Origin of the sequence: Pedobacter frigiditerrae, from assembly GCF_032678705.1 — a bacterium.
Classification (GTDB): domain Bacteria; phylum Bacteroidota; class Bacteroidia; order Sphingobacteriales; family Sphingobacteriaceae; genus Pedobacter; species Pedobacter frigiditerrae_A.
On sequence record NZ_JAVTSS010000001.1, the window covers coordinates 828,629 to 842,603 of the forward strand.

The 13,975-nt window shown below is 36.6% G+C and carries 8 protein-coding genes; all 8 read left to right on the forward strand.

What is annotated here, in order from left to right; genetic code table 11:
* Positions 1-147: 147 nt before the first annotated feature.
* The 8 genes from R2Q59_RS03515 (at position 148) to R2Q59_RS03550 (ending at position 13,961) form a co-directional block, all read left to right on the forward strand.
* Positions 148-1,923: a rhamnogalacturonan lyase gene (locus tag R2Q59_RS03515; RefSeq protein ID WP_316783692.1), complete on the forward strand. Its 1,776-nt coding sequence runs from the start codon at positions 148-150 to the stop codon at positions 1,921-1,923.
* A 14-nt stretch (positions 1,924-1,937) separates the two neighbouring features.
* Positions 1,938-4,280: a glycoside hydrolase family 2 TIM barrel-domain containing protein gene (locus R2Q59_RS03520; RefSeq protein WP_316783694.1), complete on the forward strand. Its 2,343-nt coding sequence runs from the start codon at positions 1,938-1,940 to the stop codon at positions 4,278-4,280.
* Positions 4,281-4,481: 201 nt separating this feature from the next.
* A complete protein-coding gene (locus R2Q59_RS03525) occupies positions 4,482-5,252 on the forward strand; it encodes a rhamnogalacturonan acetylesterase (RefSeq protein ID WP_316765723.1) in 771 nt (256 codons plus the stop codon).
* 100 nt (positions 5,253-5,352) lie between these two features.
* The gene (locus R2Q59_RS03530) at positions 5,353-6,141 is read left to right on the forward strand and encodes a rhamnogalacturonan acetylesterase (RefSeq protein WP_316783696.1); all 789 of its coding nucleotides are present in this window, start codon (positions 5,353-5,355) and stop codon (positions 6,139-6,141) included.
* 296 nt (positions 6,142-6,437) lie between these two features.
* Positions 6,438-9,341 carry a sugar-binding domain-containing protein gene (locus R2Q59_RS03535; protein WP_316783698.1) on the forward strand — a complete coding sequence of 968 codons (2,904 nt, stop codon included), beginning with the start codon at positions 6,438-6,440 and terminating at the stop codon, positions 9,339-9,341.
* Between the two features lie 25 nt (positions 9,342-9,366).
* Positions 9,367-10,491: a glycoside hydrolase family 88 protein gene (locus tag R2Q59_RS03540; RefSeq protein WP_316783700.1), complete on the forward strand. Its 1,125-nt coding sequence runs from the start codon at positions 9,367-9,369 to the stop codon at positions 10,489-10,491.
* Between the two features lie 10 nt (positions 10,492-10,501).
* A complete protein-coding gene (rhaM, locus tag R2Q59_RS03545; RefSeq protein ID WP_316783702.1) occupies positions 10,502-10,810 on the forward strand; it encodes an L-rhamnose mutarotase in 309 nt (102 codons plus the stop codon).
* A 379-nt stretch (positions 10,811-11,189) separates the two neighbouring features.
* The gene (locus R2Q59_RS03550) at positions 11,190-13,961 is read left to right on the forward strand and encodes a glycosyl hydrolase (protein WP_316783704.1); all 2,772 of its coding nucleotides are present in this window, start codon (positions 11,190-11,192) and stop codon (positions 13,959-13,961) included.
* Positions 13,962-13,975 lie beyond the last annotated feature (14 nt).

The following is a 13,975-nucleotide window of genomic DNA, read 5'->3' on the forward strand; positions in this document are numbered from 1 at the left end:
TACAGGAAAGACAAACATTAATTTATTTGCATTTTACAACACTCACAAATACTAACCAAATTGAAATCGAAATTAACGCTAACAAAATCATTATTGCTATTTGCCTTTTTGGCAATGAGTAGCTCCAATTTGCTTGCACAGCGACAAATGGAAAAATTAGATAGAGGTCTTATCGCCATGAGACAAGGGACAGACTCTGTTTACATTGGCTGGCGTTTATTAGGTACAGAGCCTGATGAAATAGCATTTAATCTTTACCGTAAAATGGGAGAAAAAACAGCTATTAAATTGAATAAACAGCCTATCACCCAAAGTACAAACTACGTGGATACAAAGGTTGATTTCAGTAATACTAATAGTTATTTTGTTAAAGCGGTGCTGCATGGAGTTGAACAAACAGCAAGTAAAGCCTATTTGTTGTCAGCTAATGCCCCATCAAAGCAATATTTAGATATCCCTTTAAGAACACCTCTTGGTTATTCTCCAAATGACTTGACGGTTGGCGATCTAGATGGCGATGGGGAATACGAATTAATTGTGCATCAAACTGGTCGTGGTAGAGATACACCCTCCAATGGATTTACAGACCCACCAATATTCCAAGCATACAAATTAGATGGCACATTTTTATGGGAGATAAATCTTGGTAAAAACATCCGAGAAGGTGCGCACTATACCCAATTTATGGTGTATGATTTAGATGGCGATGGCATTGCTGAATTTGCTTGTAAAACCGCTGACGGAACTAGAGACGGAAAAGGTAAAATAGTTGGCGATTCTACTAAAAATTGGGTAAACCGATTAGGTAAAATTTTAGAAGGTCCAGAATACTTTACCATTTTTAGTGGTAAAACTGGTGAGGCATTAGCCACAACTGATTACATTCCGGCTAGAGGCGATCTTGGTGGATGGGGAGGCGTTGGTGGTAATGGTAAAAACGACAATACTGGAAATAGAGTTGACCGTTTTAATGCTTGTATTGCTTATCTAGATGGCATTCATCCAAGCGTGGTCATGTGCCGTGGTTATTATGGCAGAACTGTTTTAGCCGCTTGGGATTGGAGAAACGGAAAGTTAACATCCCGTTGGGTATTTGATAGTAAAGACGGTAAAAACCCTTATTCTGGTATGGGCAATCACGGTTTAAGCGTAGCTGATGTAGATGGAGATGGCAAAGATGAAATTGTTTATGGTTCAATGGTAGTGGATGATAATGGAAAAGGCTTATTTACCACTGGCTTAAGACATGGCGATGCTTTACATGTGTCAGACCTTGACCCTGAACGACCAGGTTTAGAAGTATTTGGTGTGCATGAAATTGAGGAGGGCACAAAAGGTTACGGAGCTGCAGTTTATGATGCCAAAACTGGGGAGATTCTTTGGGGTGGTTCTGACGATGAAGATGTTGGTAGAGGAGTTGCAGATAATATAGACAATACCAAGGTTGGTGCACAAATGTGGTGGTCGGGTTCTAACGGATTACATGACATTAAAGGAAACATCATTGGCGCTCAACCTCGTTCTACAAACTTTTTAATTTATTGGGATGGTGATTTGTCTCGTGAATTATTGGATGGAAATCACATAGATAAGTATAATGGAGGAAGATTGTTTACGGCAAATGGATACGTTTCTAACAACGGAACTAAATCTACTCCTGCTCTAAGTGCAGATTTATTTGGCGATTGGAGAGAGGAACTGATTCTTCGTGCTTACGATAATAAAAGCTTAAGAATTTTTACCACAACAATTCCCACAACACATCGCAACTACACTTTAATGCATGATCCGCAATATCGCTTAAGCATTGCTTGGCAAAACATCGGCTATAACCAACCGCCTCATACTGGCTTTTATTTTGGTTATGGGATGAAAAAAGCACCAAAGCCTAACATTGTTTTAGTTGAACCTAAGAATAATTAAGTACATAAAATAAAATGACAAACATTAAAAATACATCCAAAATATTTAACCTGATTGTAGGTTTTGTTTTGTTGAGTGCCTTTTCATTTGCGCAAAATGCTCAAGTTAGGGTCATCAACAATTTTGATAAAAATTGGACTTTCATTCAACAAGATGTAAGTGATGCCAGCAAACCAGAATTTAACGATTCGAAATGGCGTAAACTTGATGTGCCACACGATTGGAGCATCGAAGGTGCTTATGATAAAGCAAATTTGACTGGCAGAGGTGGAGGTTATTTGCCTTCAGGAATTGGTTGGTATCGCAAGAGTTTTTCATTAGATGAAGCTATGGCCAAAAAGAAAATTACGATAGAATTTGATGGTGTAATGGCCAATAGCGATGTGTACATCAATGGTTTTTATTTGGGTAAACGTCCGTATGGCTACATCAGTTTTACTTATGATTTGAGCAAACATCTCAACTTTGGGAAGGGAAAAACAAATGTAATTGCAGTTAAGGCTGATAACACCGTCCAGCCTGCATCTCGTTATTATACGGGTGCTGGTATTTACAGGCACGTTCGTTTAGTGGCAACAGACCCAATTCACATCGAAAATTGGGGAGTTTATATTACTACAGATGATGCAACTGCTGTAAAAGCAACTGTTAAGGTGCAAACTAGCGTAATTAATGAAACTGCGAAAGCTACCCAAATTAGTGTAGAGACTACAGTTTTAGATCCCGATGGAAAAGTAGTTAAAACTGCTCAAGCTAAACAAAGTGTAGCCGCAGGTAAATCTTTTCAAATTAAACAAGATATCATTGTTGCTAATCCAAAACTGTGGAATTTAGAAAGTCCATCGCTTTATAAATCCTTAACCAAAGTAATTGTTGGTGGAAAAGTGATTGACGATCAAATAAATACTTTCGGCATTAGGGCTTTCAAATTTGAAGCTGCAACGGGTTTCTGGTTAAATGGCAAAAACTTCAAACTAAAAGGTGTTTGTTTACACCATGATGGAGGTGCTGTTGGTGCTGCGGTTCCATTGGCAATTTGGGAGAGTAGATTAAAACAACTGAAAGAAGTTGGTGTAAATGCTATTCGAACAGCTCATAATCCTGTAGCGCCAGAGTTTTTAGATTTATGCGATCAAATGGGTTTTGTGGTAATGGATGAAACTTTTGATACTTGGAATTCAGCTAAAAATAATGGTGAAAAAGGTTACAATCGTTTCTTTACCGAATGGTGGGAACGTGATACTCGTGACATGGTGATGAGAGATCGCAATCACCCATCAATAGTAATTTATAGTGTGGGTAACGAAATACATGATGATTTAAATAGTCCTGCAGGATTTAAAAAATATACAGACCAGCAAGATTTAATCCATCAATTAGACCCAAGTCGACCTGTTACCATGGCTTTATTTCGCCCTGCGAATTCTAAGGTTTATACAAACGGTTTTGCAGAAATAATGGATGTTGTAGGGCAAAACTATCGGGAAAATGAATTAGTCGCCCTGCATAAACAAAAACCAAATTTAAAGGTAATTGGCACAGAAAACACGCACGTTTTAATTCAGTACTTGGCTTTAAGAGATAATCCTTTTATGGCAGGTCAATTTTTATGGACTGGCTATGATTATTTGGGAGAGGCGGATTGGCCAGAAGTAACCAATAACCAAGGTTTGTTTGATAGGGCTGGCAACTGGAAAAACCAAAGTTTACAAAGACAAAGTTGGTGGGCAGAGAAACCAATAGTTCACATCGTGAGGAGAGAAGATAATGCTGGTGCAGGTGCTTGGATAAACAATTGGACACCAACGGATTTTGATACTTATGATGATGCTAAAGTTGCTGTTTATAGCAATTGCGATGAAGTAGAACTATTTTTAAATGATAAATCTTTAGGTTCTAAAACAAAACCTGCAGATGATTCTCCACGTTTGTGGGATGTTACTTTTGAAAAAGGAACGCTGAAAGCTGTTGGTAAAAACAAAGGTAAAGTTGTAGTGACTGAAGAATTGAAAACCGCTGGAAAACCTGCTAAAATTGTATTAAGTATAGATAAAACTCAAATCAAAAACAATTGGGATGATTTATCTTTTGTAACTGCAAAAATTTATGATGCAGATGGTAATCTTTGTCCAAATGCTGATGAATTAGTTAAGTTTGAAATTTCAGGAGCTGGTTACATAACCGCAGTAGATAATGGAAACGTAGCAAGTCACGAATTGTATAAAGCTAAAGAAAGACACGCTTACAGAGGTTCTTGCATTGCTTTTGTTAAGGCAAATGAACCAAATGGAAAAATTACAGTCAAAGCAACAGCAGAAGGTTTAGAAAGTGGCTCAATAAATATTGAAGTAAAATAAAAAAAATGGTTCGTGGAGAAACGAATTTAGACTATTAATTAAAAAAAAATACGTCATTGCGAGGGTCGATTTTTCATCGCCCGAAGCAATCTCCTTCGATTAATTAATGATGAAAACGCTTTAAGATTGCTTCGTGCCTCGCAATGACGCACTAATCGCAAAACCAAAAAGGCTAAATCGTAGTAATAAATTTAAAAAAAAATGAAAAAGAATAAACTATTTATAATCGCAGGAATCGTTATGATGATGTCCTCATTAGCATTTATCGTTCAACGTAAACCTGCTCTACACACCATAGGCGATTCTACGGTTCGCAACTCGAATAAGGAAACTTGGGGATGGGGAACACCAATCGCAGCACTATTTGATACTACTAGATTACACGTAGAAAATAATGCCATGGCAGGTAGAAGTACACGAACTTTTTTGTCTGAAGGTAGATGGGATAAAGTTTTAGAAACCTTAAAACCAGGAGATTTTGTAACCATGCAGTTTGGTCATAACGATGGAAGTGCACCTGATACTACAAAAGCTGGTCGCAGGGGAGTTTTAAGAGGAACTGGAGAAGAAACAAAAGTATTAACCTGGCCAGATGGCAAAGTAGAAACTGTACACACTTATGGTTGGTATATCAGAAAATTTGTTCGTGAGACTAAGGCAAAAGGTGCAGTGCCGATTGTTGTTTCGATGATACCAAGAAATCAATTTAAAGATGGTAAGGTTTTACGAGCTGATCAAAATTTTGGCAAATGGGCTGCGGATGTGGCTAAAGAAGAAAATGCCTTTTTTGTTGATTTGAATAAAATTACAGGCGATAAATATGATGCAATGGGACCAGAAAAAGTAAAAGCCTTTTTCCCAGGCGACCATACCCATACCAACTTAGAGGGAGCTAAATTAAATGCTCAATCTGTTATAGAAGGCATTGAAGCATTGAAGGATTGTAAACTGAAAGAGTATATAAAAAAATAGATGTCAGTCTGAGCTTGTCGAAGACTAACTATTCCTAAATCCTTCGACAAGCTCAGGATGACAAGTCGCAATAAGAATAACCAAAAAATAAACACATAAAATGAAAACAAAATATTTAAGTCTCGGATTAATCACCGCCTTTGTAGTGCTTTCTTCATGCATCGTTTTAAAACAAAATGAAAAACCTACCTTATTTTTAATTGGAGATTCTACGGTTAAAAACGGAAAAGGAAAAGGCGATGGCTCTTTATGGGGTTGGGGCAGTTTTATCGGAGAGCTTTTTGATACCAATAAAATTAATGTAGAAAACAATGCATTAGGTGGCACAAGCAGCCGTACTTTCCAAACCAATGGTTTATGGGAACCAGTTTTAGCTAAAATCAAAAAAGGAGATTATGTGATGATGCAATTTGGACATAATGATAGCAGTCCGCTAGATGATACAGCTCGTGCTCGTGGAACCATAAAAGGAATTGGTACTGAAAGTAAGGAAATCTATAATCCAATCAAGAAAAAACAAGAAGTGGTTTTCACTTACGGATGGTATTTGCGCAAGTTTATCAATGATATTAAAGCAAAAGGAGCAACGCCAATTGTTTGTTCTCCAATTCCTCGTAATCCGGTAAAAGATGGAAAAATTGTTTTAGCAAATGATAGTTATGCAAAGTGGGCAGAAGAAGTAGCTAAAGCAGAAAATGTAGATTTTATTCCTTTAAATCAGTTGATAAAAGATAATTATGGTGCTGCTAGCGCAGATTTAGTTAAAACTTACTTCACCGAAAAAGACCATACACATACCAATGAAGCAGGTGCAAAACTAAACGCATCGTTAGTGGTTGCAGGTCTAAAAACATTGAAAAATTCTAAGTTAAATAAATATTTGAAGTAAGACGTTGGGGTATGTAGGGGCAACCCTCGCGGTTGCCCAAGAAATACAATGGAGGGCAGAGGTAAACCCTGCCCCTACATTTGCCTATCAGCAGGTGTCCTCACAACTCATTCTATTATCACTTCAACAAATATGTTACGCTTTAAAAACCCTGTTAAACGCTTAAATTAGCCTTTAATAGGGTTTTTTGTTATTATTACAGGACACTACAGGTTGCCCATATCTCTATTAAAGCTTAATATAGTAGCTCCTAACCAAATATAGTGTATGTTAAAAGCATTCACTTTAACATTGATATGCTGATAAATCTATTTAAGTTAAAAAAATGGCATTTACTTGCTGCCTTATTTCTATTCTTACTTTCTAGTGCTATACAAGCCCAAACAATTTCTATACAAGGTAAATGGCGATTTAAAATTGATGCCAATGATGAAGGTTTAAAGGCAAAATGGTTTTCAACTGTTCTTCCAGAAACCATTAATCTCCCTGGTTCAATGAATGAAAATTTCAAGGGAGATGACATCACCCTTAAAACAAAGTGGACTGGAAGTATTTATGATAGTTCGTATTTCTATAATCCTAGTTTGGCCAAATATCGTCAAGCCAACAATATTAAAATCCCGTTTTGGTTAACGCCTAACAAACATTACGTTGGTGCAGCGTGGTATCAAAAAGATATTCAAATCCCAGCCGACTGGAATGGGAAAAGAATGGTTTTATCTTTAGAATATCCTCATTCGGAAACCAGGGTGTGGATTGATGATGTAGAAATCGGTAGTCAATATACTTTTGTTGTAGCACAAAACTTCGAATTGCCAGCTAACTTAAAAACTGGTAAACATACCATTACCTTACAAATTGATAACAGAATAAAAGCCATCAATGTTGGTCAAGATTCGCATAGTTTAACCGACCATACCCAAGGAAACTGGAATGGAGTTGTAGGTAAAATGTTTATCCAAGCAGGTTCTCCAATCTATTTTGAAGATGTGCAGGTTTATCCTGACTTAAAACACAAAGTTGCCAAAGTCAAAATCCAGCTAAAGGCTAATGCAAATGTTTCTTCAACAGGAAATATAACCTTATCAGCTACCAGTTTTAACACCAAACAAATTTTAAATGTTAAGCCCTTAACTAAAGCGTATTCCATCACAAACGGAAATGGTTCATTAGAAATTGAGTTGCCGATGGGCGATAAAATTGTAACGTGGGATGAATTTGACCCAGCGCTTTATCGTTTAAAAGCATCACTAGTTAGCAAAGATGGTAAAAAAGACGAAAAACAAATCCAGTTTGGGATGCGTGAATTTAAAGCCGTAGAAAGACATTTTGAAATTAACGGTAGACCAGTTTTTTTACGTGGAACCGCTAATAACTGCGAGTTTCCCCTAACAGGATACCCATCAATGGATGTAGAATCATGGGTTCGGATTTTTAAAATATCAAAAGCACACGGATTAAATCACATGCGTTTCCATTCATGGTGTCCACCAGAAGCAGCATTTATTGCTGCCGATTTAATTGGTTTTTACATTCAGCCCGAAGGTCCTAGTTGGGCCAATCATGGTACGTCTATTGGTAATGGACGTCCAATTGACCAATTCATTTATGATGAAACCAATCGAATGACTAAAAACTATGGCAATTATGCATCTTTTTGTATGATGGCTTATGGCAATGAACCTGCTGGGAAACAAGTAGAATATCTTACTAAGTTTAACGACTATTGGAAAGCAAAAGATAGCAGAAGATTATATACGGGTGCATCGGTAGGAGGTAGTTGGCCAGTAATTCCTAATAATGAATTTATGGTAAGGGCAGGAGCAAGGGGTTTAGATTGGAACAGGAAACCTGAAAGCATTTCTACTTATGCAAAACAGATTTCACAATTCACTGTACCTTTTGTTGCTCATGAAATGGGGCAATATTGCGTGTTCCCTAATTTTAAGGAGATTAAAAAATATACAGGAGCTTATAAAGCTAAAAACTTCGAGTTGTTTCAAGAAGATTTGAAAGACCATGACATGGGCGACCAAGCTGAATCATTTTTAATGGCTTCAGGTAAGTTACAAGCGCTGTGTTATAAAAATGAAATAGAAAAAGCATTAAGAACACCCAATTATAGTGGTTATCAGTTATTGTCGTTAAATGATTATCCTGGTCAAGGCACTGCTTTAATTGGTGTGTTGGATGCCTTTTGGGACGAAAAAGGATACATCACTGCTAAGGAATTTAAAAGATTTTCTAACAGTACCGTTCCGCTAATCGAGGTGTCTAAATTTGTTTATACGAGCGATGAAAACTTCGAGCCTAAAATCGAGATTGCTCATTGGGGAAAAGCGCCAATAGATGCAAAAATTACAGCTAGATTAATCGATGAAAACGGTAAAGTAGTTTTTGCTTATAAATTCGGACCAAAAACTTTGAATGTTGGTGAAATTAATCAGATTGGCTCTTTTAAATATTCATCAAATCCTATTACCAAGGCAATAAAACTAAAATTAGAAGTGGCGATCGATGGAACTGAATTTGCAAACGATTGGGATTTCTGGTTTTACCCAACTTCACTTCCAGAAGTTAAAACCGACGTTTATTACACAACTGATTTAGATGATAAAGCAAGAGCCATATTAAACAGCGGAGGAAAAGTATTTTTAAATGCTGCAGGAAAAGTAATTAAAGGAAAAGAAGTGGTGCAAACATTTTTACCGGTATTTTGGAATACCTCTTGGTTTAAAATGCGTCCTCCACATACTTTAGGTTTTGTAGTCGATCCAAAAAATCCAGCATTTGCTGAATTTCCAACTTCTTATCATAGCGATATGCAATGGTGGGAAATTGTAAATAGAACCCAAGTCATGAATTTAGAAGATTTCCCGAAAGGATTTAAACCTATTGTTCAGCCTATCGATACTTGGTTTTTAAATCGCCGTTTGGCTATGATTTTTGAAGCAAAAGTTGGTAATGGCAAGTTGATCGTTTCTAGTGCTAACTTATCATCAGATTTAAAAGGAATGCCAAGCGCCCAACAATTGTATTATAGCTTGCAGAAATACATGGTTTCAGACCAATTTAATCCGAAATTTAACGTTGATTTCAATGTTGTAAAAGATATTTTTGAAACGCCATCTAAGCAAAAATTTGACACCTTTACTAAGGATAGTCCTGATGAGCTTAAACCTAAACCAAATTCTAATTAATTTGATATTCAATAAATCCATCCTAATGAAAAGAACAATTCTAACTTCATTTATAGTATTCGCACTAACATTACAAAGTTTTGCTCAAAAAATCCCATCTCAGTCGAAGGTTTTAAAGGTTTTAAAACAAACCAATGCTTATTTCATGAATAAGTGGCCAGATGCTGGGAAATCTATTTTTACCAATAAAGAAAGGCCAAGTAACATTTGGACAAGGGCAGTTTATTACGAAGGATTAATGGCTTTACATCAAATAAATCCTGATAAGGAATATTATGATTACGCTGTTCAATGGGGTGAAAAACATAAATGGGGATTAAGAAATGGCATCCAAACCAGAAATGGAGATGATCAGGCTTGCGGACAAACATTTATTGATTTATATAACATCGACCCAAAACCAGAAAGGATAAAAGACATTAAAGCTTCTATGGATTTAATGATTAAATCTGGAAAGGTTAACGATTGGACTTGGATTGATGCCTTACAAATGGCGATGCCTGTGTTCGCTAAATTGGGTGTTTTAACAAAAGACGATACGTATTATGAGTATATGTATAAAATGTACATGCACACCAAAAATGTAGAAGGTGGTGGTTTATACAATGCAAAAGATGGTTTGTGGTGGAGAGATAAAGATTTTGTGCCACCTTACAAAGAACCCAATGGTAAAGATTGTTATTGGAGCAGAGGAAATGGTTGGGTAGTGGCAGCTTTAGTTAAGGTATTAGAAATTATGCCAGCCAATGCGCCTCATAGAGATGAATATTTAAAAACCTACCACGAAATGATCAAGGCTTTAGTGCCTTTACAACGTGAAGATGGTTTCTGGAATGTAAGTTTAGTAGATCCAACTCATTTTGGTGGTAAAGAAACTTCTGGCACTGCATTGTTCGTGTACGGAATGGCTTGGGGTGTAAATAAAGGCATTTTAGATAAAGCGGTTTACAAACCAATTATTGCCAAAGCTTGGAACGGTATGACTAAAAAAGCGGTTCAAAAAACAGGCTTTATTGGTTACATGCAAGGAACAGGTAAAGAACCAAAAGATGGTCAGCCGGTTAGTTATACCAGTATGCCAGATTTTGAAGATTATGGTTTAGGTTGCTTTTTATTAGCTGGAACTGAAGTGTATAAGTTGAAGAAATAGAATAATTAATATGAAAACAGCATTTAAAATGAAGCTTAAGCCAGGTTTTACGGCTGAATATAAAAAACGCCATGACGAGATTTGGCCAGAACTATCGGCTTTGCTAAAAGAAAATGGCGTAAGTGATTATACCATATTTTTAGATGAAGAAACTAATATTCTATTCGCTGTACAACAACAAAACGGTTCCTCATCACAAGATTTAGGAAGTACAGCCATAGTACAAAAATGGTGGGCATTCATGGCAGATATCATGGATACCAACCCAGATAATTCTCCAGTAAGTAAACCGTTGCTAGAAGTTTTTCATTTAGATTAGAAGCCAAATAAAATCAAAAAAGATGTCAACCTGAGCGTAGTCGAAGGAATCTTTTTTGATTATAATGGGTCTTCGACTACGCTCGGACTGACACACCTTATCTTATCGGTCGGTGTCTCACCGACCGAAACAAGCAATAATTTCGGCAGGTGGAGACACCAGCCGATAGGCGAATTAACTAGCAGAGGGTAATCCTATGCTATAGACTTTTTTAAAAGGAAACACCCCGGTATTCGACCACCCCTCTAAAAGAGGGGAATGTAAATCGCAATTCCCCTCCTTTGGAGGGATGCCTGAAAGGCGGGGTGGTTAGACTGTAATTTAATGCCGGCAACTTGTTTTAAGTTTTTTAATGCCTACAAACAATAAATATTACCCCATGAAAAGATTTTTTTCTATACTCGTTATTACCTTATCCATTGTTAACTATTCATTTGCACAAATAACCAAAACCGTTTGGCCAGTGATGGAAAAACAAATGAAACCTTGGGTACGCTGGTGGTGGATGGGCAGTGCTGTTGATGAAAAAAACTTGAGTCAGAATTTAATGACCTACCAAAAAGCAGGAATTGGCGGTGTAGAAATTACGCCAATTTATGGTGCTGTCGGTTATGAAGCTCGGTACATAGATTTCCTATCACCCAAATGGATGGACATGTTGAAGTTCACCGTCAATAAATCTAATAGTTTGGGTTTAGGAGTGGATATGAATACTGGTACGGGTTGGCCATTTGGTGGACCACAAGTTAAGCCTGAAAATGCAGCTACCAAACTCATCACTCAAAAATATATAGTTAAAGAAGGCGAGAAATTAAATGAGCCTTTAAAAGTTAAAGAAACTAAACAAGAAAGTGCCAAGTTGCAAGCTTTAACTGCTTATGGTCCTAACGGTGAAATTTTAAATCTGATAAACCAAGTAGAACCGAATGGTAATTTAAACTGGTCGCCTATAAAAGGTGACTGGGAATTATATGCCTTATTTGCAGGTAAAACACGTCAAATGGTTAAACGTGCTGCTCCAGGTGGCGAAGGCTTTACTTTAGACCACTTAGATAAAGCTTCAGTAGCGGTTTACTTGAATAGATTTAATACTGCCTTTGGAAATAAATCACAAGGTATTAGGTCGTTTTTTAATGATAGTTATGAAGTTTATGGGGCCAATTGGACACCAACTTTTTTTGATGAATTTAAAAAGAATAGGGGCTACGATTTAAGAAATTATCTGAGGGAATTGGTGGGTGATAATGGAAATAAAGAAATCATTGCTAGGGTAAAATCTGATTACAGGGAAACAATGAACGACCTATTGCTAAACAATTTCACCAAACCTTGGACCAATTGGGCACATCAGTATAAATCCTTAACTAAAAACCAATCACATGGCTCACCAGGTAACTTATTAGACTTATATAGTGCAGTAGATATTCCCGAAACAGAAACTTTTGGCTCAAGCTATTTTCCTATACCAGGATTACGAAGAAATAAAGAGGACATTCGTAATGTAAATCCAGACCCAATGATGAGTAAATTTGCTTCATCAGCAGCACATACCACGGGTAAAAAACTCGTATCGTCAGAAACCTTCACTTGGTTAACAGAACATTTTAAAACCTCATTTTCTCAGTGTAAACCAGAGGCGGAACAATTGTTTCTTTCTGGTGTGAACCATATTTTTTATCACGGTACAACCAACTCTCCTTCAGATGCGGTTTGGCCAGGTTGGTTGTTTTATGCATCGGTTCAAATGAACCCAACTAATAGTTTGTGGCCACAAATAGACGGCTTAAATAATTATATCGCTCGTTGTCAATCTGTGTTACAAGCAGGCAAGGCCGATAACGAATTGTTAATTTATTGGCCAGTATATGATGTTTGGAATCAAGCAAAAGGGTTAGACATCGCCCTAAAAGTACACGATGTTGATGATTGGTTGCACCCAACTCCATTCTATAAATTAGCTGTTAACCTATCAAAAACTGGTTATTCTTTTGATTTTGCATCAGATAATTTATTGTCACAGTCTTCGGTAGAAAATGGTTTGGTTAAAACAGCGACAAACGCATCTCCTTATAAAGTATTAATTGTTCCACAATGTGAAATGATGGATTTAAAAACCTTGAATAAAATCATAACGCTAGCTAATGCAGGCGCTACAGTTATATTTCAAGAATTACCAAAAGATGTTCCGGGGTTAAATGATTTAAGCGTAAGACAAATTCAATTAAAAACTGCTTTGGCAAAATTAGCATTTGTTAACCTACCAAACGGAGTTAAAGAATTTAAAACTGGCAAGGGTCAAATCCTTTTAGCTAATGATGTTGAAAAAGCATTACAATATAAAGCTATCAACAGGGAAGAGTTAACAGATTCAGGTTTGCAATTTATCCGTAGGGATATTAGTGGTGGAAAATATTATTATATCGTAAATCATACTGCCAAAGCCATTGATGCATATTTGCCAGTTAACGAAGCTGGCCATGTCTTATTTATGGATCCTCTAAATGGCGCTTATGGTTTAGCTAGCACTAAGGTAGAAGATGGGCAGTTTAAAACGAGGTTTCAGCTCAAATCTGGAGAAAGCATCATCTTAAAAATTACAAAAGCAAAACCTGCTTCTATAAATTTGTGGGGTTACTTAAAAATACCAGGTACAGCAATTACTTTCACCAAACCATGGAACTTGCACTTTTCACAAGGCGGACCAGCTTTACCAGCAGATCAGAAACTTGAAAATTTAATCTCCTGGACAGAACTACTTGATGAAAGATTAAAATCATTTTCAGGAACTGGAGTATATACTACAACCTTTAAACTACCTGTAAAAAATGCAAAGGAATATATATTAAGCTTAAACCAAGTTGATGAAAGTGCAAGAGTATTTATTAATGGTCAAGAAGTTGGCATCCTATGGAGTATTCCTTTCGAAACAAGGATAGGGAAGTATCTAAAAGTTGGCAATAATATCATTAAAATAGAGGTGGTTAACCTAATGGCAAACCGCATTCGCGATATGGATATTCAAAAAATCAAATGGAGAAATTACCATGAAATCAATTTTGTAGACATTAACTACAAAGATTTTGATGCTGCTAAATGGGATATAATGCCTTCAGGATTGTTAGGACCGGTAGTTATAACACCCTACAACTAATAGAAGTTTGAATT

Excerpts from the sequence above, each read along its gene's own strand:
- R2Q59_RS03515 (WP_316783692.1), top strand. The coding sequence starts at position 148 with ATGGAAAAATTAGATAGAGGTCTTATCGCCATGAGACAAGGGACAGAC.
- R2Q59_RS03520 (WP_316783694.1), top strand. The coding sequence starts at position 1,938 with ATGACAAACATTAAAAATACATCCAAAATATTTAACCTGATTGTAGGT.
- R2Q59_RS03525 (WP_316765723.1), top strand. The coding sequence starts at position 4,482 with ATGAAAAAGAATAAACTATTTATAATCGCAGGAATCGTTATGATGATG.
- R2Q59_RS03530 (WP_316783696.1), top strand. The coding sequence starts at position 5,353 with ATGAAAACAAAATATTTAAGTCTCGGATTAATCACCGCCTTTGTAGTG.
- R2Q59_RS03535 (WP_316783698.1), top strand. The coding sequence starts at position 6,438 with ATGCTGATAAATCTATTTAAGTTAAAAAAATGGCATTTACTTGCTGCC.
- R2Q59_RS03540 (WP_316783700.1), top strand. The coding sequence starts at position 9,367 with ATGAAAAGAACAATTCTAACTTCATTTATAGTATTCGCACTAACATTA.
- rhaM (WP_316783702.1), top strand. The coding sequence starts at position 10,502 with ATGAAAACAGCATTTAAAATGAAGCTTAAGCCAGGTTTTACGGCTGAA.
- R2Q59_RS03550 (WP_316783704.1), top strand. The coding sequence starts at position 11,190 with ATGAAAAGATTTTTTTCTATACTCGTTATTACCTTATCCATTGTTAAC.